At 58.1% G+C, this 26,230-nt stretch carries 24 protein-coding genes and 4 tRNA genes; 21 read left to right on the top strand and 7 right to left on the bottom strand.

What is annotated here, in order from left to right:
• Positions 1-2: 2 nt before the first annotated feature.
• The 4 genes from ACGJAX_RS26370 to ACGJAX_RS26355 all read left to right on the top strand — a co-directional run bounded on the left by ACGJAX_RS26370 (position 3) and on the right by ACGJAX_RS26355 (position 4,051).
• On the top strand, positions 3-1,058 hold the full coding sequence (locus ACGJAX_RS26370) for an acyl-CoA dehydrogenase family protein (protein ID WP_390956715.1): 1,056 nt from the start codon (positions 3-5) through the stop codon (positions 1,056-1,058).
• Between the two features lie 102 nt (positions 1,059-1,160).
• Positions 1,161-2,309 (top strand): acetyl-CoA C-acetyltransferase, encoded by a 1,149-nt coding sequence (locus ACGJAX_RS26365; protein ID WP_390956714.1) that lies wholly within the window; start codon positions 1,161-1,163, stop codon positions 2,307-2,309.
• A 153-nt stretch (positions 2,310-2,462) separates the two neighbouring features.
• Entirely contained in the window at positions 2,463-3,338 is an 876-nt protein-coding gene (locus tag ACGJAX_RS26360; RefSeq protein WP_390956713.1) for an SDR family oxidoreductase, read from the top strand.
• A gap of 203 nt (positions 3,339-3,541) precedes the next feature.
• Positions 3,542-4,051: a DUF1993 family protein gene (locus ACGJAX_RS26355; protein WP_196587112.1), complete on the top strand. Its 510-nt coding sequence runs from the start codon at positions 3,542-3,544 to the stop codon at positions 4,049-4,051.
• Positions 4,052-4,238: 187 nt separating this feature from the next.
• On the opposite strand, the gene sstT is transcribed toward ACGJAX_RS26355, so the two are convergent.
• The gene (gene sstT / locus ACGJAX_RS26350) at positions 4,239-5,471 is read right to left on the bottom strand and encodes a serine/threonine transporter SstT (protein ID WP_390956712.1); all 1,233 of its coding nucleotides are present in this window, start codon (positions 5,469-5,471) and stop codon (positions 4,239-4,241) included.
• Between the two features lie 399 nt (positions 5,472-5,870).
• Between sstT and ACGJAX_RS26345 the strand changes: the two genes are divergently transcribed.
• Entirely contained in the window at positions 5,871-7,028 is a 1,158-nt protein-coding gene (locus ACGJAX_RS26345) for an MFS transporter (protein ID WP_247256239.1), read from the top strand.
• A gap of 4 nt (positions 7,029-7,032) precedes the next feature.
• Here ACGJAX_RS26345 and nhaR read toward each other — a convergent pair whose 3' ends face one another.
• On the bottom strand, positions 7,033-7,932 hold the full coding sequence (gene nhaR / locus ACGJAX_RS26340; RefSeq protein ID WP_390956711.1) for a transcriptional activator NhaR: 900 nt from the start codon (positions 7,930-7,932) through the stop codon (positions 7,033-7,035).
• Between the two features lie 138 nt (positions 7,933-8,070).
• Between nhaR and ACGJAX_RS26335 the strand changes: the two genes are divergently transcribed.
• Both ACGJAX_RS26335 and ACGJAX_RS26330 read left to right on the top strand, forming a co-directional pair.
• On the top strand, positions 8,071-8,313 hold the full coding sequence (locus ACGJAX_RS26335; protein WP_090323751.1) for a hypothetical protein: 243 nt from the start codon (positions 8,071-8,073) through the stop codon (positions 8,311-8,313).
• Between the two features lie 29 nt (positions 8,314-8,342).
• Complete coding sequence (locus ACGJAX_RS26330) at positions 8,343-9,092, top strand: TerC family protein (protein ID WP_247256236.1); 750 nt, start codon at positions 8,343-8,345, stop codon at positions 9,090-9,092.
• Positions 9,093-9,171: 79 nt separating this feature from the next.
• Here the strand turns inward: ACGJAX_RS26330 and ACGJAX_RS26325 are convergent, their stop codons facing one another.
• A complete protein-coding gene (locus tag ACGJAX_RS26325; protein ID WP_248915488.1) occupies positions 9,172-9,342 on the bottom strand; it encodes a hypothetical protein in 171 nt (56 codons plus the stop codon).
• 167 nt (positions 9,343-9,509) lie between these two features.
• Between ACGJAX_RS26325 and ACGJAX_RS26320 the strand changes: the two genes are divergently transcribed.
• The 3 genes from ACGJAX_RS26320 to ACGJAX_RS26310 all read left to right on the top strand — a co-directional run bounded on the left by ACGJAX_RS26320 (position 9,510) and on the right by ACGJAX_RS26310 (position 10,769).
• A complete protein-coding gene (locus ACGJAX_RS26320; RefSeq protein WP_390956710.1) occupies positions 9,510-10,238 on the top strand; it encodes a peptidase C39 family protein in 729 nt (242 codons plus the stop codon).
• 90 nt (positions 10,239-10,328) lie between these two features.
• Complete coding sequence (locus ACGJAX_RS26315; RefSeq protein WP_090323745.1) at positions 10,329-10,535, top strand: DUF6021 family protein; 207 nt, start codon at positions 10,329-10,331, stop codon at positions 10,533-10,535.
• Positions 10,536-10,553: 18 nt separating this feature from the next.
• On the top strand, positions 10,554-10,769 hold the full coding sequence (locus tag ACGJAX_RS26310; protein ID WP_090323743.1) for a hypothetical protein: 216 nt from the start codon (positions 10,554-10,556) through the stop codon (positions 10,767-10,769).
• 57 nt (positions 10,770-10,826) lie between these two features.
• On the opposite strand, the gene pbpG is transcribed toward ACGJAX_RS26310, so the two are convergent.
• Positions 10,827-11,765 (bottom strand): D-alanyl-D-alanine endopeptidase, encoded by a 939-nt coding sequence (gene pbpG / locus ACGJAX_RS26305; protein WP_090323741.1) that lies wholly within the window; start codon positions 11,763-11,765, stop codon positions 10,827-10,829.
• A gap of 237 nt (positions 11,766-12,002) precedes the next feature.
• Positions 12,003-12,857, bottom strand: a complete 855-nt coding sequence (folD, locus tag ACGJAX_RS26300; protein WP_390956709.1) for a bifunctional methylenetetrahydrofolate dehydrogenase/methenyltetrahydrofolate cyclohydrolase FolD — start codon at positions 12,855-12,857, stop codon at positions 12,003-12,005.
• A gap of 275 nt (positions 12,858-13,132) precedes the next feature.
• On the opposite strand from folD, the gene ACGJAX_RS26295 reads away from it, so the two are divergent.
• The 11 genes from ACGJAX_RS26295 to ACGJAX_RS26245 all read left to right on the top strand — a co-directional run bounded on the left by ACGJAX_RS26295 (position 13,133) and on the right by ACGJAX_RS26245 (position 23,699).
• Positions 13,133-13,209 (top strand) — tRNA-Arg (locus ACGJAX_RS26295).
• Positions 13,210-13,241: 32 nt separating this feature from the next.
• Positions 13,242-13,317: transfer RNA gene (locus ACGJAX_RS26290), tRNA-His, on the top strand.
• A 57-nt stretch (positions 13,318-13,374) separates the two neighbouring features.
• Positions 13,375-13,459: transfer RNA gene (locus tag ACGJAX_RS26285), tRNA-Leu, on the top strand.
• A 77-nt stretch (positions 13,460-13,536) separates the two neighbouring features.
• Positions 13,537-13,612, top strand: a tRNA-His gene (locus ACGJAX_RS26280).
• Between the two features lie 402 nt (positions 13,613-14,014).
• Positions 14,015-15,325 carry a trigger factor gene (gene tig / locus ACGJAX_RS26275; protein WP_247256231.1) on the top strand — a complete coding sequence of 437 codons (1,311 nt, stop codon included), beginning with the start codon at positions 14,015-14,017 and terminating at the stop codon, positions 15,323-15,325.
• 93 nt (positions 15,326-15,418) lie between these two features.
• Positions 15,419-16,054: an ATP-dependent Clp endopeptidase proteolytic subunit ClpP gene (clpP, locus tag ACGJAX_RS26270; protein WP_090323736.1), complete on the top strand. Its 636-nt coding sequence runs from the start codon at positions 15,419-15,421 to the stop codon at positions 16,052-16,054.
• A 112-nt stretch (positions 16,055-16,166) separates the two neighbouring features.
• Positions 16,167-17,450 carry an ATP-dependent Clp protease ATP-binding subunit ClpX gene (clpX, locus tag ACGJAX_RS26265; RefSeq protein WP_007946893.1) on the top strand — a complete coding sequence of 428 codons (1,284 nt, stop codon included), beginning with the start codon at positions 16,167-16,169 and terminating at the stop codon, positions 17,448-17,450.
• A gap of 264 nt (positions 17,451-17,714) precedes the next feature.
• Positions 17,715-20,111 (top strand): endopeptidase La, encoded by a 2,397-nt coding sequence (gene lon / locus ACGJAX_RS26260; RefSeq protein ID WP_090323734.1) that lies wholly within the window; start codon positions 17,715-17,717, stop codon positions 20,109-20,111.
• Positions 20,112-20,259: 148 nt separating this feature from the next.
• Entirely contained in the window at positions 20,260-20,532 is a 273-nt protein-coding gene (locus ACGJAX_RS26255; protein WP_002552737.1) for an HU family DNA-binding protein, read from the top strand.
• A 233-nt stretch (positions 20,533-20,765) separates the two neighbouring features.
• Positions 20,766-22,637, top strand: a complete 1,872-nt coding sequence (locus ACGJAX_RS26250) for a SurA N-terminal domain-containing protein (protein WP_390956708.1) — start codon at positions 20,766-20,768, stop codon at positions 22,635-22,637.
• 204 nt (positions 22,638-22,841) lie between these two features.
• A complete protein-coding gene (locus ACGJAX_RS26245; RefSeq protein WP_390956707.1) occupies positions 22,842-23,699 on the top strand; it encodes a DUF2242 domain-containing protein in 858 nt (285 codons plus the stop codon).
• A 347-nt stretch (positions 23,700-24,046) separates the two neighbouring features.
• Here ACGJAX_RS26245 and ACGJAX_RS26240 read toward each other — a convergent pair whose 3' ends face one another.
• Together ACGJAX_RS26240 and ACGJAX_RS26235 are read right to left on the bottom strand one after the other, a co-directional pair.
• Positions 24,047-25,087: an AraC family transcriptional regulator ligand-binding domain-containing protein gene (locus tag ACGJAX_RS26240; protein ID WP_390956706.1), complete on the bottom strand. Its 1,041-nt coding sequence runs from the start codon at positions 25,085-25,087 to the stop codon at positions 24,047-24,049.
• Positions 25,088-25,090: 3 nt separating this feature from the next.
• Positions 25,091-26,221, bottom strand: a complete 1,131-nt coding sequence (locus ACGJAX_RS26235) for a nitrilase-related carbon-nitrogen hydrolase (RefSeq protein WP_390956705.1) — start codon at positions 26,219-26,221, stop codon at positions 25,091-25,093.
• Positions 26,222-26,230 lie beyond the last annotated feature (9 nt).

The raw sequence follows: 26,230 nt of genomic DNA, 5'->3' as shown, positions 1-26,230 counted from the left end.
CCATGGATTTTAGTTTCAGCCGCGACCAACTGCTGTTCCAGGACAACGTCAGAAGTTTCCTGATCAACGAAGTCACCCCGGAGCGCATCCGCGAACTGTGGCAAAGCGACAGCGGCCGCAGTGATCAACTCTGGGCGCAACTGGTGGAATTGGGCCTGACCGCGCTGACCGTGCCCGAGGCCCAGGAGGGCATGGGCATGAATGAGCTCGACTTCATTCTGATCGCCCAGGAATGTGGTTACGCCGGCCTGCCCGAGCCCCTGGTGGAAACCGTGCTGGTCGGTGTGCCGTTGCTGGCCGCCCTTGACGAGCAACACACGGCGCTCAAGCACGACTGGCTGACGCGGGTCGCCGGGGGCCGCGCGCGGTTGGCGATCGCCGAGCCGGGCAATCCGTTGGTCAGTGATGCCCATGTGGCCGATCTGTTGCTGCTGGCCCATGGCGATGAGGTGCATGCGCTGGAGCGGGGCGCCGTGCGTCTGACGCGCAATGAGTCGGTCGATCCGAGTCGCCAGCTGTTTCAGGTCGAGTGGACGCCAACACCCGCGACCTGTGTCGCCCGTGGTGAACAAGGCCGACGTTTGTGGGCCGATGCCTTCAACCGTGGCGCCCTCGCCAGCGCCGCGCAACTGCTGGGGCTGGCCAAGCGCATGGTCGACCTGGCGGTGGACTACACCTTTGAGCGCAAGCAATTCGGCAAACCGGTGGGTTCGTTCCAGGCGGTCAAGCATTTGATGGCCAACGTCGCGGTGCAGATCGAATTCGCCAAGGGGCCACTGTATCGCGCCGCCTACGCGGTGGCCGAGCAGCAAGCGGGGCAGGGCGCGATGGTGTCCCACGCCAAACTGGCGACGGCGGAAGCGGCGTTGCTGGCGGCGAAGAACACCATCCAGGCCCACGGCGCCATGGGGTACACCTGGGAGGTTGACTTGCACCTGTTCATGAAACGCGCCTGGGCGCTGGACAAGGTGTGGGGCGATCGCGGCCACCACAAAGGTCGGATTCGCGCGGCTCTGTTTGACGGCAGTCCAGAGCTGGGTGCGGGCAGTACGTTCTAACCCCGACAGTTAGGGCGACGAAATCCCTGTGGGGGAGGGCTTGCCCGCTCCCACAGGCTATCGGCGCCTGATTTCAATTTTTCTACCGTACCGAGGTACACCATGGCTGAAGCCTATATCGTCGACGCCCTGCGTACGCCCACCGGGCGGCGCAAGGGTGGTCTGAGCCAGATTCACGCCGCCGACCTGGGCGCCCATGTGTTGCGTGCATTGGTCGAACGCAACGACATTCCCGACGACGATTATGACGACGTGATCTTCGGTTGCGTGGACACCATCGGCCCGCTGGCCGGCGACATCGCCCGTACCAGTTGGCTGGCGGCCGGTTTGTCGCAAGCGGTGCCCGGCACCACCATTGACCGCCAGTGCGGGTCGTCCCAGCAGGCGGTGCATTTCGCCGCCCAGGCCGTGATGAGTGGCACTCAGGACGTGGTCGTCGCCGGGGGCGTGCAGACCATGACCCAGATCCCGATTTCTTCGGCGATGATCGCCGCCGAACCCTTGGGCTTTACCGATCCGTTCAGCGGCTCTGAAGGTTGGGTGCGACGCTACGGCGCGCAGCCGCCGACGCAGTTCCGTTCGGCACAGATGATTGCCGAGAAGTGGGACCTGTCTCGGGCGCAACTGGAAGCCTATTCGCTGGAGTCCCATCGACGTGCCTTGCAGGCCATCGAGCAAGGCCGCTTCAGCCGCGAGATCGTGCCACTGGCCGGCGTGCTGCATGACGAAACGCCGCGCCACACCAGCCTGGAAAAAATGGCCGAGCTGGAGTTCCTGTTCGGCTGCGACCGGGTGACCGCCGCGGTATCCAGCCAGACCTGCGACGCGGCCAGCGCGATGCTGATCGTCTCCGAAGCGGCGCTCAAGCGTTATGGCCTGACGCCACGTGCGCGGATTCACCACCTGAGCGTACGTGCCGAGGACCCGGTCTGGATGCTCACTGCGCCTATTCCGGCCACCGCTTATGCGCTCAAACGTGCCGGCATGAAGCTGGAAGACATCGACCGGGTGGAAATCAACGAAGCGTTCGCGTCGGTGGCCATGGCCTGGCTCAAGGAGACCGGTTACCCCTACGAACAGACCAACGTCAACGGCGGCGCCATTGCCCTCGGTCATCCGCTGGGTGCGACCGGTACGCGCTTGATGTGCAGCTTGCTGCATGAACTGGAACGCAGCGGCGGGCGCTTCGGTTTGCAGACCATGTGCGAAGGCGGCGGCCAGGCCAACGTCACCATTATCGAGCGTTTGTAAAGCCGGATGTACACCGATCCTGTAGGAGCGAGCCGGCTCGCGATGGACTGAAGAACGACGCGGTTATCCAGACATCCCGCGTATTCGTTTACGACCATCGCGAGCCGGCTCGCTCCTACAGGGAAATGTGGCGACAAGTGAGGAATTTGAAACATGAAAATCTGTGAAAACCGCGTGGTGATCATCACCGGTGCCGGCGGTGGCCTGGGGCGCGCGTATGCGCTGGCTTTCGCTGCCGAGGGCGCGAAGGTGGTGGTCAATGACATCAACCGGGAGGCGGCGCTGACGGTGGTCGGCGAGATCCTCGGTCAGGGCGGCAGCGCCGTGGCCAATAGCGACGACATCACGCGTTATGACTCGGCCGGGCTGATCGTGCGTCAGGCGATTGAAACGTTCGGCGGACTGAACGTGGTCGTCAACAATGCGGGCATCTGCCGTGACCGTATGTTCGCCAGTCTCAGCGAAGCAGACTGGGATGCGGTGGTGGCGGTGCATCTGAAGGGCCATTTCTGCATTGCCAGCCATGCCGTGAAGTACTGGCGTGAGCAGGCCAAGGGCGGGGCGAAGGTCGATGCGCGGATTATCAACACCAGTTCGGGAGCCGGCCTGCAAGGCTCCATCGGCCAGTCCAACTATGCGGCGGCCAAGGGCGGCATCGCCGCACTGACCCTGGTGCAGGCAGCCGAGTTGCGCCGCTACGGGATCACGGTCAACGCCCTGGCCCCGGCTGCGCGCACTGGCATGACCGAACAGGTGTTCGCCGACACCATGAAAAAACCGGAGGAGGGCTTTGATTACTTCGCGCCGGAAAACGTCGCGCCGCTGGTGGTGTGGCTCGGCTCCGAGGCTTCGGCGGACGTGACCGGGCAGATGTTCGAGGTCGAGGGCGGCAAGTTGTCGATTGCCGATGGCTGGCGTCGTGGTCCGGAACTGGACCGCAAGGGCCGATGGGCGGTAAGCGAGATGGGCGATGCGGTGGCGCAGCTGCTGACTCGGGCGGTTCCGGCGGCCAGGGTTTACGGCAGCTGAAAAAGAACGGTATCGGGAGGGCGCGGGTGGCTATAATCGGCCCACGTTCCAAAACCGATCACCTGTAGGAGCGAGCGTGCTCGCGATGGTCGTTAACGATAACGCGTCGATTCTGGATAAACGCGTTGCGCTTGAGTCCATCGTGAGCAGGCTCGCTCCTACAGGGGGCCGACGTTTCCCTCCGTCACCACACGAGACCTGCCATGACCATTTCCCTGTATGACGCTTCCGTTCCTGTTTTCAAGCAAATGCTAAACGCCCTGAGCGATGTGTTGAAGAAGGCCGAAGCCCACGCGACTGAAAAGAACATCGACCCGAACGCATTCCTGCAAGCCCGCCTGTACCCGGATATGTTCCCGCTGGTGCGTCAGGTGCAGATCGCCGTTGATTTCGCCAAGGGCGTTTCCGCCCGTCTGGCCGAAGTCGAACTGCCGAAGTACGACGACAGCGAAACCACTTTCGCCGAGCTGCAAGCCTTGATCGCCAAGGTCCTGGCCTTCATCGGCGAGATCAAGCCGGAGCAGATCAACGGCAAGGAAGGCATCGAAATCGTTACCCGTCCGGGCACGCCTAAAGAGAAGCGCTTCTCTGGCCAGGCTTACCTGCTGACCTACGGGCTGCCGCAATTCTTCTTCCACGTCACCACCGCTTACGCATTGCTGCGCCACAACGGCGTGGAAGTGGGCAAGCGCGATTACATGGGCGCGTTCTAAACCGTCCAGGTACAAAAAAGCCCCCGCAGCCTTGGTTTGCGGGGGCTTTTTCATGTGTGCGCATTTATTCGCTACACCACGAACCCTGTGGGAGCGAGTTTGCTCGCGATAGCAGTGGGTCAGTCAACATTGATATTGAATGTGACGCCGCCATCGCGAGCAGGCTCGCTCCCACGGGGGGGTTGGGTTAGGCCAGGCGTTCTGCCTTTGCCTCTTCACCCAGGCATGCCGCCGCCGTGAACAGCACGTCGGTGGACGAATTCAACGCCGTCTCCGCCGAGTCCTGCAGTACGCCGATGATGAAACCGACCGCGACCACCTGCATCGCGATTTCACTCGGGATGCCGAACAAACTGCACGCCAGTGGAATCAGCAGCAGCGAACCGCCCGCCACACCCGAAGCGCCACAGGCGCAGATGGCTGCGACAACGCTGAGCAGGATGGCGGTCGGGATGTCCACGGCAATGCCCAGGGTATGCACCGCTGCCAGCGCCAGTACGGTAATGGTGATGGCTGCACCGGCCATGTTGATGGTGGCACCCAGCGGGATCGACACCGAGTAAGTGTCTTCATGCAGGCCCAGGCGCTTGCTCAGTTCCAGGTTGACGGGAATGTTCGCCGCCGAGCTACGGGTGAAGAACGCGGTGATCCCGCTTTCACGCAGGCAAGTCAGCACCAGTGGATAGGGGTTGCGACGCAATTTCCAGAAGACGATGGCCGGGTTCATCACCAGTGCCACGAACAGCATGCAGCCGAGCAGCACCGCCAGCAGGTGGGCGTAACCGACCAGGGCACCGAAACCGGAGGTGGCCAGGGTCGAGGCCACCAGGCCGAAGATCCCCAGCGGTGCAAAGCGAATCACCACGCGCACGATGACGGTCACGCCATTGGACAGGTCGCCCAGCACTTCGCGGGTGGTGTCGCCGGCGTGGCGAATGGCGACGCCCATGCCGATGGCCCAGGCCAGAATGCCGATGAAGTTGGCGTTCATCAGTGCGCTGATCGGGTTGTCGACCACGCTCAGCATCAGGCTTTGCAGGACTTCGCCGATGCCGCCGGGCGCGGTCACCGCAACGTCATGGGTCGACAGCACCAGGCTGGAGGGGAACATCATGCTCGCCACTACCGCGACCACGGCGGCGGCAAAGGTGCCCAGCAGGTACAAGAACAGAATCGGCCGGATGTGGGTTTCCTGGCCATGTTTATGGTTGGCGATCGACGCCATGACCAGCACGAACACCAGAATCGGCGCGACCGCTTTTAGCGCGCTGACGAAGACCTTGCCGATAAACGCCGTGGACTTTGCTGCTTCCGGCGCGAACAGCGCCAGGGCAATCCCGGCGATCAAACCGATGATGATTTGCGTGACCAGGCTGGTGCGTTTGAGGTGTTGCAATAGAGAAGGGGATGAAGCGGTCATAAAACAGCATCTCTGATTTTTTATAAGTGCATGGTTTCGCAGGTGTGCAGCAACAAGCCGGGCAGGCCGCAGGCCGGAAACCGTAAGGGGAAACGCGGGGGTGTAATGCCGCTGATTAACCTGTGGCGAGGGAGCAAGCTCCCTCGCCACAGGTCAGTGTTTCGGCTTGGTTGAACGGCATCGACCACAGGGTGTACGTTTTTCAGGGCGCGGACTTTATCACAGCGTAGGGCCGATCCTTCAGACCTGTGACGAACTGACGCCCTGGCGTTCAACGCAATTTGCAGGTTCGTGCAACCCTGTGCGCAAACACTCTGTTAAGATCCGCCATCCTCATTTTCATATCTGCCAGTGGGCCTTCGGGCTATCGCTGGTGTTGTCGTTTTTCTGGAGTTTTGCATGCGGTTGTTGCCCATCCTTCTGTTGTCCGCCGCCGGTTTCACGGTGCTGACCACGGAGTTCATCATTGTCGGCCTGCTGCCGGCCATCGCCCGCGACCTCGAGGTCAGCATCCCGCAAGCGGGTTTGCTGGTGACCCTGTTCGCGTTCACCGTTGCCGCCTTCGGGCCATTCCTCACCGCGTATTTCGCCCGGTTCGAGCGGCGCAAGCTGTTCATCAGTGTGCTGATCATGTTCGGCCTGGCCAACACCCTCGCGGCGTTGGCGCCGAACATTGGGGTCATGGCGGTTGCCCGCTTGATTCCTGCCTTGGGACTGCCGGTGTTCTGGGCGCTGGCCAGTGAGACGGCAGTAGATATTGTCGGGCCGGATTACGCCGGACGCGCCATCGCCAAGATTGGCTTCGGCATCGTCTGCGCCACGGTGTTCGGTATTCCGGTGGGTACCCTGATTTCCGATGCATTCGGCTGGCGCAGTGCTTTCGGCATCCTCGCGTTCATCGCCTTTGCCAAGGCGCTGCTGCTGTTTATCTATTTGCCCAAAACCAGTCTGCATCAGCACCAGGTCAGTTTCCGTTCACAGTTCAAGATCCTGCGCAGCCCATTGATGGTGGGCCACGTGCTGCTGTCGATCATTGTGTTCAGCGGCATGTTCACCGCCTACACCTACCTGGCGGACATCCTCGAGCGTTTGGCCGGTTTCGATGGCACGGTGGTTGGCTGGTGCCTGATGGGCTTCGGCGCGGTCGGGTTGATCGGTAACTCGCTGGGGGGGCGTGCGGTGGATCGCCATCCGCTGATCGCTTCGATGATGTTCTGCGCGTTCATGATTGCTGGCCTGGTGGCGCTGGTGCCGAACATTCATTCGCCTGTCGGTCTGGCGGCGGCGATGGGCATCTGGGGCATCACTCAGGCAGCGCTGTTTCTGGTCAGCCATGTGCGGTTGATGAAAGCCGCACCCGAGGCACCCGCATTCGCGGCATCGCTGAACATTGCCGGGGCCAACCTCGGGATCGGCCTGGGCGCCATGATCGGCGGCCGGGTCATCGACAGCGTTGGCTTGCAAGGCCTGGGGTTTGCGGCTGCCGCTTTTATTCTGGCGTCGATCCTGTTGGCCATCGCGCTGATGACCTTCAAGCCTCGGCCCGTCTTCGCCTGAGGCTTCACAGTTCGGTAAACAACTCGCGGCGGGCACCTTCGGTAATGGCGACAATGCCAGGGTGCTTGACCTTGCGGTCCACCGAAATGGCATAGAACGATTCGCTCACCGCGTCGGTCTGGCCTATCAGCTCCACGCCGTATTGGCGCCGCACTTCATCGGCGATCACGCTCGGACCGATGAAAATCCCGCTACCGGACTGCCCGAAGGCTTGCATCAAGGCACTGTCGTCGAATTCGCCAACGATGCGCGGCTGGATCTGTTGTTCGGCGAACCAGCGTTGCAAGCGGCTGCGCACCACGGTTTCCGGTCCGGGGATCAGCAGCGGAGCACCGTTGAGGCTACCGGGGAAGTCGCCACCGTAGCGCGCTGCCAGCTCCCTGGTCGCAAAAAAACTGATCCCGCATTCACCGAGTTTCTGGCTGTAGCCCTTGATGTCCAGATGCGACGGCATCGGGCTGTCGGAGATCACCAGGTCCAGGCGCTGGATGGCCAGGTCGGCGAGCAGGCGTTCGAGCTTGTCTTCGCGACAGGTGATGCGCAGCGGTTCGCTCAATTCCATGGTGGGCGCGATCAGTCGGTAGACGATGGATTTGGGCACCACGTCGGCCACACCGACCCGGAACAGGATCTGTTGCTCGTTGGGCTGCGCCCGCAGCATCAGTTCCAGTTCACCTCCCAGCTGAAACATCTGTTCGGCGTAGGGCAGGGTTTGCCGGCCGGCCTCGGTGAGCTCCAGTTGCCGGCCGACCCGGCGAAACAACTCGATGCCATAGGTCTGTTCGAGCAGGGAGATTTGTCCGCTGATGGTCTGGGGCGTCAGGTTCAGTTGCTCGCAGGCGCGCACGATGCTGCCGGTCTTGGCCACGACCCAGAAGTAATGCAGTTGTCGATAGTTGAGCATTGCGGGTTCTACAGTTCGTTAAAATCGAAGTATAGCCGCTAAAAATACGAATTTTCCTGAAGTGTTTGTCTCCCTAGAATGCGTCGCTATCAACGGGCCATCGTCTCGGCACCGTTTGTTCTATTGGAAGGAGACAACATGAAGTTCAAGACCACGGCATTGCTGATCACGTCTTTACTGGTACTGGCCGGTTGTGACCAGGCGGAAAAAAGCGCCCAGCAACTGATGGGCAAAGCTGCCGAAAGCGCCAAACAGGCCATCGACGATACTCACAAGGCCGCCGAGCAAGCGCTGAGCGATGCCACTGGCGGGTTGAGCAGCAAAAAAGAATCAACGGAAAAAGATGCGGAAAAAACCGAATCTTCGTCCCAGGAAATCTAAACCGTCTTACAGCGAGTTAGGACTGACCCATGGAATACCTTTTACAACTAGCTGCCAGCCCCACTGCGTGGATTGCCCTGGCCACCCTGGTGGTGATGGAAATCGTGCTTGGCATCGATAACCTGATCTTCATCTCGATCCTGACCAACAAACTGCCCGAGCAACATCGCCAGAAAGCACGGCGCATTGGTATCGGCATGGCGCTTATTCTGCGACTGGGCTTGCTGAGTACCATTGCGTTCATCGTTCAGTTGACGGCGCCTGTGATCGAAGTGTTTGGCCAGGCCTTCTCCTGGAAAGACATGATCCTGATTGCCGGTGGCCTGTTCCTGTTGTGGAAAGCCACCACCGAGATCCATCACAGCATGGACCCGGCTCCGGAAGATCCGACCTCGGCGACCTCGACCGTGACCCTGGGCTTTGCCGCAGCGATTGGTCAGATCCTGATGCTGGACATGGTGTTCTCCATCGACAGCATCATTACCGCTGTCGGCATGACCGAGCATTTGCCGATCATGATCATCGCGGTGGTGGTGTCGGTGCTGGTGATGTTGCTGGCGGCTGATCCACTGGCCAAGTTCATCAACGACAACCCGACGGTGGTGATGCTGGCCCTGGGCTTCTTGATCATGATCGGCATGACGCTGATCGCCGAAGGCTTCGGCGCCCACGTACCGAAAGGCTATGTCTACGCCGCCATGGCGTTCTCGGCTGCGATTGAGGTGTTGAACATGATGTCCCGCCGTGCACGGCAGAAGCGGGCTTCCGCTGAGGCTTGATTGGCGCTTAAACAAACGGCCGCCTGTGCTCGAAAGAGTCCAGGCGGCCGTTTTTGTTTGCAGGGCCCGAAGGCTTCGGTTAATGGGCCGTGGCGTGGTGCTCGGCGGATTTTTCGGCTTTGACCAAGGGCGTCGGTTGAACAGGGTGGTGATGGTGCCGACGCGTAATGCGCAGAACTCCCCAAAGCATGGCGGTGGCAACGGCCAGCCAGCTGGAAATCAACATCACGATTGTCATTGTCAGGCTCATCGATGCCTCCTCTTTGCCCTGCAGCGGGCACACACGACTTGCAAGTGACAGTCTAGACGCTGCGGTGTTTCAGGCTATTGATCGAAGGTCGACTGAGATCAACCAGTTCGCTCTATCAAAACCGATCATCTACCGGTTAAGGCTATACCGCCGGCGCGTGGCGCCCTATGATCGACGGCCAAGCCGGGAATGCGATTGCCTGGCGTCTGATCAAGAGAGTGATGATGGTGCGGGTAATTTCTCGAATTCTATCGGCGGTACTGATTGTGGGGGCTGTGGCGGGTCTGGCTGGCTGTGCGGGCAGTGTGGCGCCGGAGATCAAGCGTCTGCCGGAGCGTGTCGAACTTAGAGGCCAGTTTTACAAGGGCGTGGCGAATCAAAGCGGGCCGCAGGTGCTGGCGAGCATGCTGTCCCAGCAGGGAGTCGTGATTACCCCTGGTTTGCTCGACAAGCCGCTGCATTTGCCGGGCGCCGAAGCGCAACTGCAACAGAACATGCAGAACCTGGCCCGTGAATACGGGATGATGGTCTATCCCCTCGACAGTAACCTGCCAGCCTTGTTGACCCAGGTTGCGGCCGGCTATCCGGTGATGGTGCGCTTCAATGAAGGCTCAGCGCTGTGGGCCGAGCCGCGTTATGCCATTCTCGCCGGGTACAACCGTCACAAGCAGACCGTGCTGCTGCGAGCAGGCATGAATCAGCGCACGTTGATGAGCTTCAGTTCATTTGAATCGGCGTTCAAGGATGCCGGTGGCTGGGCCGTGTTGATTCAGGCACCAACGCAGATACCGGCCAATGTCGATCAGCAGCGCTGGCTCAAGGCTGCCAACGAACTCGCGCAGGCCGGTCAGGAGCAGGCGGCCACCAAGGCGAAGAAAGCGTTGGGCGCACAGTAAGCCCGTTTGTCACCTCCATTGCACCCCTGCGCATTGCCAGCTTCTGATGATTAAGGCCCGGGTTTCTCGGGCCACGATCAGGAGGCGTTCATGGCACATTCCAATACCCCCGCCGGCCCGCATTCGTCTGAGCATTCGTCCGGCGATGAGCTGGCATTCGACCCCGACTCCCCGGATCTCGCCGACCCTCAGGTCGATCCCATTGGTCCGGCCAAGGCGCCGCGGGATGTCAAGCCGGGCGATAATCCCAAGGCTCCGGCGAAGCCTTACGATCCACTGGGTGATCTGAAACCCTAGGTCACATTGGAGGTGTGTATGTCTACTGATTCTAGCTTTGACGATAAACGTCCGGAAAACGTCCCGACAACACCTGAGCAAGACGTGGATCCGGTGATGGATCCGGATAGCCCGATGCGCGATCCTCTGGCTCGTCCTGCGGTGGTGTCAACCGAACATCCGAAACCCTGGAGAGACCCGAGTACCGGCGACGGTATCCCGGATGACGACCAGATGCCGCTGCCCAATGATTAATGACAAATGAAAAAAAGCTCCGAATGATCGGGGCTTTTGCTTTGTGCTGTTGCGCCGTTATTTCGAGGCTTCAACGACGCCGCTTTGACGCTGTTTGAGGTTCTTTTCGGATTTGTATTGCAGGGCTACAGAAGGCACGTCTGTGCTGTGGCCGGTTTCGACCCAGTTACGGATACGAGTGGCATCGGCAAAGTGCGTGTATTTGCCGTAGGCATCGAGGATCACCAATGCAACCGGGCGGTTAGCCATATGGGTGACCAGGACCAGGCAGTGACCCGCTTGGTTGGTGAAACCGGTTTTGGTCAGTTCGATGTTCCAGTTCGGTTTGCCAATAAGGTGATCGGTGTTGTGGAAACCCAGGCTGTAGTTGGGTTTGCGGAACGACACGGTCTTTTCCTTGGTGGTACTCAGTTGCGTCAGCAGCGGGTACTTGTGCGCGGCCACCAACAGTTTGCTCAGGTCGCGGGCGGTGGACACGTTGCGTGGCGAGAGGCCGGTTGGCTCGACGAAATGGGTGTTGGTCATGCCCAACGCCCTGGCCTTGGCGTTCATCGCAGCAATGAACGCCGCGTAGCCCCCCGGATAGTGGTGCGCCAGGCTTGCGGCGGCTCGGTTTTCCGACGACATCAAGGCGATCAGCAGCATTTCCCGGCGCGGCATTTCACTGTTGAGCTTGACCCGGGAGAACACACCTTTCATTTCCGGGGTGTCACTGATGTTGATGTTGATGTATTCGTCCATATTCTGTCGGGCTTCAACGATCACCAGGCCGGTCATCAGTTTGCTCACGGAAGCGATAGGTACAACGACATCGGGATTGCTGGCGTAAATGACTTTGTTGGACTGCAGATCCACCAGCAATGCACTGCCGGAAGCGATCTTCAAGTGCGATGTATCTCGAGGCGCTGCAGTGGTTTCGCCAGCGCTGGCGATTGGCGTGATGAAAGTCCCTGTAACTGCAAAAAATAGGCTCAGGATAGAAAGACGGATTTTCACGCTGGCAGACTCATAAAGTGTTGATAAGCCGTTTTGTAACGGGCTATTTCCTAAAAAGCGCGACATTCTGGAGTATGGCTGAATAACTGTCGATGGTTGTTCCGGGAAGACGTTAAAGTCATTTGAAACATGAAAAAAAAGTCATTTTCCGGCGGGTGGTCAGCTTTTTCCGAAGGCGAAAAAAACCCCGCCATGGGCGGGGTTCCTTGACTGGCTGGCAACGCCGGAAAACAGGACTCAGCTGTGCAGGGTTTCAGCCGCGTACAGTGTGTTTTCCAGCAGGCATGCACGGGTCATCGGACCGACACCACCCGGCACTGGAGTGATCCAGCTGGCACGGGACAGGGCGGTTTCGTAGATCACGTCGCCGACCAGCTTGCCGTCTTCCTGACGGTTGATGCCGACGTCGATCACGATCGCGCCTTCCTTGATCCATTCACCCTTGACCAGGCCCGGCTTGCCGGCGGCCACCACGACCAGGTCGGCACGACCGATGTGACCGGCCAGGTCCTTGGTGAAGCGGTGGGTGACGGTCACGGTGCAGCCGGCCAGCAACAATTCCATCGCCATCGGGCGACCCACAATGTTGGAGGCACCGACAATTACCGCATCCATGCCATAGAGATCGGCACCGGTGCTTTCCAGCAATGTCATGATGCCTTTCGGGGTGCACGGGCGCAGCAGTGGAATGCGTTGGGCCAGGCGACCGACGTTATATGGGTGGAACCCGTCGACGTCCTTGTCCGGACGAATGCGTTCCAGCAACTTGGACGCGTCCAGGTGTTCTGGCAGAGGAAGCTGAAGCAGGACACCGTCGATTGCCGGATCGTCATTGAGTCGATCGATCAGATCGGTCAGCGCTTCTTGAGTGGTTTCGGAAGGCAGGTCATAGGCTTGGGAAAGAAAGCCGACCTCTTCACAGTCTTTACGCTTGTGCGAGACATAAACCTGAGAGGCAGGATCGCTGCCGACCAGGATCACCGCGAGGCCGGGCGTGCGCAGGCCTTGCTGGCGACGCTCATTGACCCGTTGGGCGATCTGCTGGCGCAGTCTGGCGGCGATCGATTTGCCGTCGATTAGTTGTGCAGTCATTGCGCGTGATTAACCATCGAGAGGGGAAAAAAAGAGAACGCATTCTCGCATGTCAGGAGGTGAGGGCAAAGGCGCTTGGTCTGCAAATTCCCCTAACTCCTTTAATTAAATGAATTTTTTTTAAAAAGGATTTGACGACCCTCGGGGGGCTCTATACTATTCGTCGCACTTGTCGGGCACAGCCTAGCACTGGTTAAGAAGGTCAAGCGGAATTACGGTTCTGCGAGACTCGAAAGCATTTAGTTTGTAGTCCTTCAAGGGTACAGATTAATAAGGCGCCCGTAGCTCAGCTGGATAGAGCATCCGCCTTCTAAGCGGATGGTCGCAGGTTCGAGTCCTGCCGGGTGCGCCATTAGGCAGCTTTGGCACAAGTAACGCAATATGGTGGGCGTAGCTCAGTTGGTAGAGCACGGGATTGTGACTCCCGTTGTCGTGGGTTCGATCCCCATCGTCCACCCCATATTTCGGAAGGCGCCAGATTAACAGTCTGGCGCCTTTGCTTTAACAGATTCAACCCGCGGATGTGGTGGAATTGGTAGACACACTGGATTTAGGTTCCAGCGCCGCGAGGCGTAAGAGTTCGAGTCTCTTCATCCGCACCAAATAAAGCTTCACTCATGCCGACAGGCTTGGTTGGGGTCAGCAAGGAAGTCGTTTGGCTTCATTGTTACGCAATATGGTGGGCGTAGCTCAGTTGGTAGAGCACGGGATTGTGACTCCCGTTGTCGTGGGTTCGATCCCCATCGTCCACCCCATATTCCGAAAGGCGCCAGATTTAACAGTCTGGCGCCTTTTTTGTTTTAGTGGCATGAGTTTTCCGTGGCCGCAGGTTCTGGGTCGCAGGGGTAGGGCGTTTCGTCGTATTTATGTTTCTCGATGATGCTGCGCTGCCCGCCGGCCTTGTACGCAAGATCGGCTGTCAGGGAGATGATTGGCAGCCTCTTCTATATATAGAAGGGTTGGCGCAGAGCCCTGGCGTGATTGGCTGTATTTGCCACCGGGGCGAGGTGCATTCGTGCATTCGCACCTATAAATTGCCTGCTGCGTTTTTACCCGTTTTCAGTAGGGTGACTTCTTGAGTTTGACCCACTAGAATGCATGCCCTTGATTCTGGGGTCGGAAACGGCCGGCCAACGTCTGTGCAACGAGGAATATCCATGCAAGTTTCTGTTGAAAATACTTCTGCTCTTGAGCGCCGCATGAGCATCACCGTGCCGGCTGAGCGCATCGAGACTCAGGTCAACAAGCGTCTGCAGCAGACTGCCCAAAAGGCCAAGATTGCTGGCTTCCGTCCAGGCAAAGTGCCAATGAGCGAAATCAAGCGTCGCTTCGGCGCTGAAGCTCGCCAGGAAGCTGTAGGCGACGTGATCCAGTCCTCCTTCTACGAAGCTGTGGTTGAGCAGAAGCTGAACCCGGCTGGTTCGCCTTCGATCGAGCCTAAGTCGCTCGAAGCTGGCAAGGACCTGGAATACGTTGCTGTTTTCGAAGTGTTCCCTGAGTTCACCGTTGCCGGTTTCGAAGGTATCACCGTAGAGCGTCTGAGCGCTGACGTGGCTGATGCCGATCTGGACAAAATGCTGGACATCCTGCGCAAGCAGAACACCCGTTTCGAAGTGGCCGATCGCGCTGCTCAAAACGAAGACCAACTGAACATCGATTTCGTCGGCAAGGTCGACGGTGAAGTGTTCGCCGGTGGTTCCGCCAAGGGCACTCAGCTGGTTCTGGGTTCCGGCCGCATGATCCCGGGCTTCGAAGAAGGTCTGGTTGGTGCTAAGGCTGGCGAAGAACGCGTTCTGAACCTGACCTTCCCAGAGGACTATCAGAACTTGGACCTGGCTGGCAAAACTGCCGAGTTCACTGTTACTGTAAACAGCGTTTCCGAGCCAAAACTGCCAGAACTGAACGAAGAATTCTTCGCTCAATTCGGTATCAAGGAAACCGGTCTGGAAGGCTTCCGCACCGAAGTTCGCAAGAACATGGAGCGTGAACTGCGTCAGGCGATCAAGTCCAAGGTCAAGAATCAGGTAATGGACGGTCTGCTGGCCACCAACCCGATCGAAGTGCCTAAGGCTCTGCTGTCCAACGAAGTTGACCGTCTGCGCGTGCAGGCTGTTCAGCAGTTCGGTGGCAACATCAAGCCTGATCAACTGCCGGCCGAGCTGTTCGAAGAGCAAGCCAAGCGCCGTGTTGTGCTGGGTCTGATCGTGGCTGAAGTGGTCAAGCAATTCGACCTCAAGCCTGACGAAGCCCGCGTTCGCGAAATGATTCAGGAAATGGCCTCCGCCTACCAGGAGCCTGAGCAAGTTGTGTCTTGGTACTACAAAAATGACCAGCAATTGAACGAAGTTCGTTCGGTTGTGCTGGAAGAGCAAGTTGTGGATACTGTTCTGCAGAAAGCTAGCGTGACCGACAAATCGGTCTCTTACGAAGAAGCGGTCAAGCCGGTAGAAGCTCCAAAAGCCGACTGATCGTTTTTGCGGTAAGAAGTACACACCATAAGCCAGCCTTCGTGCTGGCTTATGCGTATTCAAGACATAACTATTTGGGAGTGACTGCAGAGCATGTTCCGTAATTCGTATATTCAGCAGAACTCTGATATCCAGGCCGCAGGCGGTCTGGTCCCGATGGTTGTCGAGCAGTCCGCTCGTGGCGAGCGCGCCTACGACATTTACTCGCGTCTGCTCAAGGAGCGAGTAATCTTTCTGGTTGGCCCGGTAGAGGACTACATGGCCAACCTGATCTGTGCGCAACTGCTTTTCCTTGAAGCGGAAAACCCGGACAAGGACATCCATCTCTATATCAACTCCCCGGGCGGTTCGGTGACGGCGGGTATGTCGATCTATGACACCATGCAGTTCATCAAACCCAACGTTTCGACCACCTGTATCGGTCAAGCGTGCAGCATGGGCGCGTTTCTTTTGACGGCGGGTGCCCCTGGCAAGCGTTACTGCCTGCCGAACTCGCGCGTGATGATTCACCAGCCGCTGGGCGGTTTCCAGGGCCAGGCCTCGGATATCGAAATCCATGCCAAGGAAATCCTCTTCATCCGTGAGCGTCTGAACACGCTGATGGCCAAGCATAGCGGTCGCACACTTGAAGAAATCGAGCGCGATACAAACCGCGACAATTTCATGAGTGCGGAAGCGGCGCGTGAATACGGGTTGATCGATGAAGTGATCAACCAGCGCCCCGCTTAAAATAAGCAGCTCAAAATAGGGGTGGTCGGCGGGTCCGATCACCAGCGGGCTTGAAAAAGCCCGCAATAGCCTTCATCTTGTGTTGCAAGCCTATCGGATTTGGATCGAACGAATGACTGACACCCGCAACGGCGAGGACAACGGCAAGCTGCTCTATTGCTCCTTCTGTGGCAAAAGCCAGCATGAAGTACGCAAATTGATTGCCGGCCCCTCGGTCTTTATCTGCGACGAGTGCGTCGACTTGTGCAATGACATCATCCGCGAGGAGGTGCAGGAAGCACAGGCCGAAAGCAGCGCGCATAAATTGCCTTCGCCTAAAGAAATCAGCGGCATCCTTGATCAATACGTGATTGGTCAGGAGCGTGCGAAAAAGGTTCTGGCCGTAGCGGTGTACAACCACTACAAGCGCCTGAACCAGCGTGACAAGAAGAATGACGACGTCGAACTCGGCAAGAGCAACATCTTGCTGATCGGCCCGACAGGCTCGGGTAAAACCCTGCTTGCCGAAACTCTGGCCCGTTTGCTGAACGTTCCGTTCACCATCGCCGACGCAACCACCCTCACCGAGGCGGGTTATGTGGGTGAAGATGTCGAGAACATCATTCAGAAGCTGCTGCAGAAGTGTGATTACGATGTGGAAAAAGCCCAGATGGGCATCGTCTATATCGATGAAATCGACAAGATTTCGCGCAAGTCTGACAACCCGTCGATCACCCGGGACGTTTCCGGTGAGGGCGTGCAGCAGGCCTTGCTCAAGTTGATCGAAGGCACGGTCGCTTCCGTTCCGCCTCAGGGTGGTCGCAAGCATCCGCAGCAGGAATTCCTTCAGGTCGACACCCGTAACATCTTGTTCATCTGTGGTGGTGCATTCTCCGGGCTGGAAAAGGTTATTCAAAACCGTTCCACCAAGGGCGGCATCGGTTTCAACGCAGAAGTGCGCAGCAAGGAAGAAGGCAAGAAAGTCGGTGAATCCCTGCGTGAGGTCGAACCTGACGATTTGGTCAAGTTTGGATTGATCCCGGAATTCGTGGGTCGTCTGCCGGTACTTGCCACGCTGGACGAGCTCGATGAGGCGGCTTTGATGCAGATCCTCACCGAGCCGAAAAATGCTCTGACCAAGCAGTATGCCAAGCTGTTCGAGATGGAAGGCGTGGACCTTGAGTTCCGTGCCGATGCTCTGAAATCGGTCGCGAAACGCGCGCTGGAAAGAAAGACCGGTGCTCGTGGTCTTCGTTCGATTCTCGAAGGTGTATTGCTCGACACTATGTACGAAATCCCCTCGCAGTCCGAGGTGAGTAAAGTAGTGATCGATGAAAGCGTTATAGAAGGCAAGTCCAAGCCACTGTATATCTACGAAAACAGTGAGCCTGCTGCCAAGGCCGCGCCAGACGCTTAAGCTTCACGCAGCTGGAACAAAGAAGGGGCCTTCGGGCCCCTTTGCTTTTGTGGGACCGGTCAGTGCAGGCGTTGGCTTGCCAGCGCACGCGGGATCACACCCGACCTGAGTTTTCGATGTATCCTGACCCACAGGCGCTGCCGTAGGCAGCGATCGTTCAAGTCGCTCTTTTATCCGCTTGTTTTTTTCCAAACCAGCCCCCATCTTGGTTTCAAGCTTACTTCCATCTGTTTACGGCCTTATGGCCGCCATAGAGGCGAAATCATGAAGACAACCATCGAATTGCCTCTCTTGCCATTGCGTGATGTCGTGGTTTATCCGCACATGGTTATCCCGCTGTTCGTGGGGCGCGAGAAATCCATCGAAGCCCTTGAGGCTGCGATGTCGGGCGACAAGCAGATCCTTCTGCTGGCCCAGAGAAACCCTGCTGACGACGATCCCGGTGAAGATGCACTTTATCGCGTTGGTACGATTGCGACCGTTCTGCAGCTGCTGAAGCTGCCTGACGGTACGGTCAAGGTTTTGGTCGAGGGCGAGCAGCGAGGTGCAGTGGAGCGCTTCAGCGAAGTCGACGGCCATTGCCGCGCCGAAGTCTCCTTGATCGATGAAGTTGAAGCACCCGAGCGCGAGTCGGAAGTGTTCGTGCGCAGCCTGCTGTCACAGTTCGAGCAATATGTGCAGTTGGGCAAGAAAGTCCCTGCTGAAGTCCTGTCGTCGCTCAACAGCATCGATGAACCTGGGCGCCTGGTCGACACCATGGCCGCGCACATGGCATTGAAGATCGAGCAGAAGCAGGAAATTCTCGAAATCATTGATTTGTCGGCCCGGGTCGAGCACGTTCTGGCCCTGCTGGATGCCGAGATCGATCTGCTGCAAGTCGAAAAACGCATACGCGGTCGCGTTAAAAAGCAAATGGAGCGCAGTCAGCGCGAGTACTACCTGAATGAGCAGATGAAGGCCATTCAGAAAGAGCTCGGCGACAGCGACGAAGGCCACAACGAAGTCGAGGAGCTGAAAAAGCGTATCGACGCCGCTGGTCTGCCGAAGGATGCGCTGGCCAAGGCTACGGCCGAACTGAACAAGCTCAAGCAAATGTCGCCGATGTCCGCGGAAGCGACCGTGGTGCGTTCTTATATCGACTGGCTGGTTCAGGTGCCGTGGAAGGCTCAGAGCAAAGTGCGTCTGGATCTGGCGCGCGCCGAAGACATTCTTGATGCCGATCACTATGGTCTGGAAGAAGTCAAAGAGCGGATTCTCGAATATCTCGCCGTACAAAAGCGCGTGAAGAAAATTCGTGGTCCCGTGTTGTGCCTGGTAGGTCCTCCTGGGGTGGGTAAAACCTCTCTGGCGGAGTCGATTGCACACGCCACCAATCGCAAATTCGTGCGCATGGCCCTCGGCGGTGTGCGTGATGAAGCTGAAATTCGTGGTCATCGCCGTACTTACATCGGTTCGATGCCAGGAAGATTGATTCAAAAGATGACAAAAGTGGGTGTCCGCAACCCGTTGTTCCTGCTCGATGAAATCGACAAGATGGGCAGTGATATGCGTGGTGACCCGGCGTCGGCGTTGCTGGAAGTGCTCGATCCCGAGCAGAACCACAATTTCAACGATCACTATCTGGAAGTCGATTACGACCTGTCCGACGTGATGTTCCTGTGCACTTCGAACTCCATGAACATTCCACCGGCACTGCTGGATCGGATGGAGGTGATTCGTCTGCCGGGCTACACCGAAGACGAGAAGATCAACATCGCCGTCAAATACCTTTCGCCGAAGCAGATTGCGGCTAACGGCTTGAAGAAAGGCGAGCTGGAATTCGACGCCGAAGCGATTCGCGACATCATCCGTTATTACACTCGCGAAGCCGGTGTGCGGGGGCTGGAGCGCCAGATTGCCAAGGTTTGCCGTAAGGCGGTCAAAGAGCATGCTCTGGAAAAACGCTTCTCGGTGAAGGTCACCGCAGACATGCTGGAGCACTTCCTGGGCGTGCGTAAATTCCGCTACGGCCTGGCTGAACAACAGGACCAGATCGGACAAGTCACCGGGTTGGCGTGGACTCAGGTGGGCGGTGAATTGTTGACTATCGAAGCTGCCGTCGTACCGGGTAAAGGCCAGTTGATCAAGACCGGTTCGCTGGGTGACGTGATGGTCGAGTCGATCACCGCTGCCTTGACCGTCGTCCGTAGCCGCGCGAAGAGCCTGGGGATTCCCCTGGACTTCCACGAGAAGCGTGACACGCACATCCACATGCCGGAAGGGGCGACCCCCAAGGACGGCCCTAGTGCCGGTGTGGGCATGTGCACGGCGCTGGTTTCTGCATTGACCGGTATTCCTGTGCGCGCGGACGTCGCCATGACCGGTGAAATTACATTGCGTGGTCAGGTACTGGCGATCGGTGGTTTGAAAGAAAAACTGTTGGCTGCTCACCGTGGCGGGATCAAGACTGTGATCATTCCTGAAGAGAATGTGCGCGATCTGAAGGAAATTCCTGACAATATCAAGCAAGATCTACAGATTAAACCGGTTAAATGGATTGACGAGGTCCTGCAAATTGCGCTGCAATACGCGCCGGAGCCCTTGCCGGATGTGGCTCCGGAGATAGTCGCGAAGGATGAAAAACGCGAGTCCGATTCCAAGGAAAGAATTAGCACGCATTAGTACGTATTTGCCTGGGGGGCTTCCTTGACAGCTTTTTAGAGCCCTTGTTATAAAGCGGCTCTTAAGTGTCTGTAGGCCATTCAGCACTCGTTTTTGCTTTCACCAAAAAACTTAGAATCATACTCAAATAGATATAAGGGGACTTAGAGTGAACAAGTCGGAACTGATTGATGCTATCGCTGCATCCGCTGATATCCCGAAAGCTGCTGCTGGCCGTGCGCTGGATGCTGTAATCGAATCCGTCACTGGCGCTCTCAAGGCTGGCGACTCTGTTGTTCTGGTAGGTTTCGGTACTTTCTCCGTAACCGATCGTCCAGCTCGCATTGGTCGTAACCCACAGACCGGTAAGACTCTGGAAATCGCAGCAGCCAAAAAACCAGGTTTCAAAGCCGGTAAAGCTCTGAAAGAAGCTGTCAACTAAGTTCGATTCAGGTTTTTGCCTATCCGGGTCGGGGTCATGCCTGACCTGGCAGCGGAGCGGTAGTCCAGTCGGCGAGATGCCGGTCCGTGACGCCGAGGCTCGCAAGTTCGAGTCATCGGTCCGCTCCGCCAGTTACGAGAAGGCGCATCCTCGGATGCGCCTTTCTTCTATCCGGATTCTACCCACGCTCCACGGTTGCCTAATTTTGAAGTTCAACCGTTTATGGGGGACGCATGCTGCAGAATATCAGGGACAATTCACAAGGCTGGATTGCCAAGACCATTATCGGAGTCATCGTTGCATTGATGGCTTTGACCGGTTTCGACGCCATTTTCAAGGCCACGACGCACAACAATGAAGCGGCGAAGGTCAACGGCGAACAAATCAGCCAAAACGAGCTGAGCCAGGCGGTCGATATGCAACGCCGTCAACTCATGCAACAACTGGGCAAGGATTTCGATGCTTCCTTGCTAGATGAAAAAATGCTGCGTGAATCAGCGCTCAAGGGCTTGATTGACCGCAAACTGTTGCTGCAAGGCGCAGAAAGTTCAAAATTCGCCTTTTCCGAAGCAGCACTGGACCAGGTCATCCTGCAAGCCCCTGAATTCCAGGTGGATGGCAAATTCAGTCCTGAGCGTTTTGATCAGGTCATTCGCCAGCTCGGTTACAGCCGTCTGCAATTCCGCCAGATGCTGGCTCAGGAAATGCTGATCGGTCAGTTGCGCGCCGGTGTGGCGGGCAGTGGTTTTGTCACCGATGCACAGGTCATGGCTTTCGCCCGTCTGGAAAAACAGACCCGCGATTTCGCTTCCCTGAACATCAAGGCCGACCCAGCGGCCGTGAAGCTGACTGACGATGAAGTCAAAGCCTATTACGACGAACACGCCAAGGAATTCATGACGCCAGATCAGGTAGTCATCGATTACCTCGAATTGAAGAAGGCTTCCTTCTTTGATCAGGTCAGCGTCAAGGACGAAGATCTGCAGGCGGCGTATCAGAAAGAAACCGCGAACCTGTCCGAGCAACGCCGGGCTGCGCACATTCTGATCGAAGTGAACGACAAGACTACCGAGGCGCAAGCCAAGGCCAAGATCGAAGAGATCCAGGCCCGTCTGGCCAAAGGCGAAAAATTCGAGGCGCTGGCCAAAGAGTTTTCCCAGGATCCTGGCTCGGCAAGCAATGGCGGTGATCTTGGCTATGCAGGTCCGGGTGTCTATGATCCGGCGTTCGAAAAAGCGCTGTACTCGTTGGCCAAGGACCAGGTTTCCGCGCCGGTTCGCACCGACTACGGTTTCCACCTGATCAAGCTGTTGGGTGTGGAGGCGCCGGAAGTGCCGACCTTCGCCAGCCTGAAAGACAAGCTGACCCGCGAACTGAAGGCCCAGCAGGTCGAACAACGTTTCGTGGAGGCGAGCAAGCAACTGGAAGACTCTTCGTTCGAGGCATCCGATCTGGCTCAGCCGGCGCAGGACCTGAAACTGACCGTTCACACCTCCAAGCCGTTTGGTCGTGAAGGTGGCGAGGGTGTTGCAGCCAACCGTGCCGTGGTGACCGCAGCGTTCAGCCCTGAAGTGCTGGACGAAGGAGCCAACAGCACCGCCATCGAGCTTGATCCTGAAACCGTGATCGTATTGCGCGCCAAGGAGCACTTGAAGCCTGCACAGCTGCCGCTGGAAAGTGTAGCTGGCCCGATCCGCGCGCAATTGGCCAAGGAGCATGCCAGTGCTGCCGCCAAGACCAAGGCTGAAGAGCTGATCGCCAGCCTGCGCGATGGCAAGACGCCACTGGACAAGGCGATCGACGGTCAGAACTGGAAAGTCACAGCCGCCGCGACTCGGGCTCAGGAAGGGGTTGACCCCGCCGTACTGCAAGCGCTGTTCCGTATGTCGAAGCCTGTCGCGAAAGACAAGCCGACCTTCAGTAGCGTGACTTTGCCTGATGGCAGCCTGATGATCGTGCGCCTGAACAGTGTGAACGAAGCCGTAACGCCGACCGAAGAAGAGAAGGCTCAATACCGTCGCTTCCTCGCTTCGCGCGTTGGCCAGCAAGACTTTGCGGCGTACCGCAAGCAGCTGGAAAGCGAGGCGGACATCAAGCGTTTCTGATGCCTGACTGAGTTTTTCTACTCATCAAGAACCCCGGCCGAAAGGTCGGGGTTTTTTGTTTGGGCAATTGTCATCAATCTTCCGGGATCTTTTGCCTAATATCGGGATCAACGGACCTGTATCTGTTTTAAGACACAATCGTTGCGCCGCTAAGCAACGATCTGTTGCACAATACGCCCCGAACCGATTTCCTCAGGATGTTCAATGTTTAAATCATTTCCCATGCGTGTTGCCGGGCTGGCGCTGGTGCTGGCCGCTGCGGCCGGGTGCTCGTCGAAGAAAGCCGCCATCTATGAGCATGAGAACTTCTCCGACTCCGGTACGTTTTCCCGTAACTATCCGGTGACAGATGCGCAATCCTGTGAAGCCGCCCGTCGGGCATTGCTTAGCCAGGGCTACATCATCACCAGCAGTGATCCGAAACTGGTCAGTGGCCACAAGAGCTTCCAGCAGACCGGTGAGACCCATATGGAGATCAGCTTCAGTGTGGTTTGCGCCGATGATGGCAGCGAAGGACACCATGCGACCATGTTCGCCAATGCCCTGCAGGACCGCTATGCATTGAAGAAGACCAACAACTCCGCCAGCCTCGGCGTCGGCGTCTTGGGCTCGGTGTCGATGCCAATAGGCTCGTCGGACGATTCGATGGTGAAGGTTGCCAGTGAGACCGTCTCGTCCGCCAAGTTCTATGAACGATTCTTCACCCTGGTCGAGCTGTTCCTGCCGCCAGAAGCCAAGAAGGCTGCGCACATCACCGAAAAACCGAAAACCGATCTGGGTGTGCCTGAAGCCAAGGCTGCTCCGGCTCCGTTAGCGGCAACCCCGGCTCCGGCAACCCCGGCTCCGGCAGTAGAACCGGCACCCGCAGCGACTCCGGCTCCTGTCGAAGCCACGCCAGCGGTGTCTGAACCGGTTGCGCCACCGCCTGAGGCGGCGCCTATCACGGCAGCTCAGAGCGAAGCGCCGGCAGCATCCACGGAAATCATCACGCCACCGACCCCTCCAAGTGACATGCCGCCGCCGACCGAGCCGATCCCGGCAATGCCAGTCACCGGCCAGTGATGGGCAACAGCGTTGCGGGATCGGAAACAGGCAAGCCGCTCCCGTAACGTCGCCAGACTTGACCCACGTCAACCCAGGCTGCCGTTTTGCAGCCTGCCTCAAAAAAACGCTGATAAATTCCTGACCGCCTGCTACGTTTTATCCTACAGCGACGGAGTGTCGTGTCCGCGTCATTATTCTTTCATGCGCGGACTTTATGCTCGGTTTGCTGGTCATTTGATCAGACGTTTTTTCAATGAGCCGGGGGAGACTGGACAATGGACGATTATCAGGAAGAGCTGCTCGAGTATCAGGCGTTTGAACTGGATCCACTGGAACCGGCCGAAGACGCTACCGAGCTGTAAGCGTCAGGCGGACTGGCGATGGCTGCGGCGAAATTCGCCGGGCGTCTGCCCGTTCCAGCGTTTGAAGGCGCGTTGAAAGGCTTCGGCTGAGGCAAAGCCGAGCAGGTAGGCGATTTCACCGAACGCCAGTTCGGTATCGCGTATGTAAGTCATGGCCAGATCGCGACGTGTGTCGTTGAGGATTGCGCGAAATTGCGTGCCTTCCTCGGCGAGTTTGCGACGCAAGGTCCAGGTAGGCAGCTTCAGGCGTGCCGCCACTTCTTCCAGGTCGGGTTCCCGACCACCATTGAGCAAAGGCCCCAGCAGCTGAGTGATGCGTTCACGCAGGCTGCGGGTGCGTGTCAGTTGCTCCAGTTCCCGCTCACACAGTTGCAACAAGTGCCGCCACGTACTCGGGCAATGTTCGGGATTACGCTGGGCAAGGCTCGCCAGGTTCAGGCGCAACTGATTGTGTTCACAGCCGAACTGGATCGGACAGTCGCCCAGCACTTCATAGTCCGCGCGATAGTCGGGCGCTACGAACTCGATCTCGATGCGTTCGGCACGCAGCGGGACGGTGCTTACACTGGATAATTGCTGTAACCATCCGGCGATGATCGAGTCCACCACGAAGCGGTTATAGGTGTTGTAAGGGCTGATGGAATAGAACCGCAGCCAGGCACCCTGAGCGTCTTCGTGGAAGCTCGACTGCCCGCGATAGTTGGAACCATACAAGGCTTCAAAACGAATCAGACAACGTGCCGCTTCGCGTACTGTCGGCGCTTGGGCGGCGGTGACTCCGGCGAGACCGGCCTGACTCAGGCGACTGAGCTGGCCCATGCGCAAGCCGAGCGCCGGGTCATCGGTCAGTTGGATGGCACTGTGGCCCAATCGCATGTAACGGGGGATCGAAAGCCGCGCACCCGCTTCGCCGAGACGAGCGGCATCGAGGCCGTATTGGTCGAGCAGAGGTTGCGGATCTACACCGTGGCTGCGCACCGCGTCGGCCAGGCTGTGAACAAAGCCCACCGACAGATCGCCCAGACGCATCGGAAGCGGTTTCATGCGCTACAACCAGAGGTTCAGCAGGCGTGCACCATGCGCGTTGGCGTTGATGAACTGCTGACCGTTGCTGCTGATGAAGCTTTGTCCGCCGCTGCCCTGATCCCAGAATTGCCCGCGCAGAAACACGCTGACGCCAGCCGTGGCCTGACTGGCCGGTGCCTGGGTAGTCAGGGTCAGGCGCTGCCAGGCCTGACCTTCGCTGAGCTCTCCTGGCTTGAGATTGACCGAGACCGGTGTCGACGAGCCCCGGTATCCCCGCCACGGCTGATCCCAGGTGCCACGCCCTGCCACAAAGGCTGGAACCGCTACCAGTTGCACGCTCTGATCATCGAGCTTGCGATAGTTTTCCGGATACCAGCTGTCGCGACCGATCAGCACACCCAGGCGTCCGGCCGGCGTATCGAAAGCATTGAGCGAATGTTCGCCGTTGGCCTTGATTCCGTCCTTATCGGCAAACACCGAATGTATCTGGCGCTGCGGTTGTCCGATCGGCAGGCCATCGCGGCCAAACACGACGCTGCTGTTGTAAAGCGCACCGTGGCCGATTTTCAGGGTGCCGTCGATGACACTCGGCTCGGGCAATACAATGGAGCCTGCCACCAGTGTCACGTGGAATTCCTTGGCCAGCCCGCCAAACAGCGCCTGGTAATCCTTGGCCATGGCTTTGGCTTTCATGCGCAGGTGAGCATCGTCCAGGCGGTTGCCGCCCTGGGCGCTGATCAACGCACGGACGAACTTCAAGGGGTTGCTCACGGCCAGCCAGTTCATGGCTTCCTTCAGTGTGGTGGCCTGGTACAACTCATCCTTCTCGCCGCTGACCATCAGCCAGGTGCCGACATGCTCCGGCAGGACCACGATGGTTTTCTCATTGAGCAGTCCCTGGTCCTTGGCTTTCTGCAAGTAGGCCGCGAGTTTGCGGTGCAGGCGTTCAGGGCTCTGGTAGTCGGTAGGAAACAGTTCAGGCTGGATGCCCAACAGATTGCCGCGATCGGCAGGTACGCCCTGATCGACGGCAAGGTTGATGCGCAAGTCCGAAAGGTAATGACCCACCGGGCGATCCGCAGCCCACATGGCGTAGGTCGTCAGGACGGCAATCAGCGCCATGGAGAGGGTCAGGTACAAAAGTTTGCGCATGGGGAAGCA

The sequence above is a fragment of the Pseudomonas moorei genome (assembly GCF_042846945.1).
Taxonomy (GTDB): Bacteria; Pseudomonadota; Gammaproteobacteria; order Pseudomonadales; family Pseudomonadaceae; genus Aquipseudomonas; species Aquipseudomonas moorei.
Note: the sequence above shows the minus strand (reverse complement) of the source record. Positions and strands in the feature narration are given on the sequence as shown.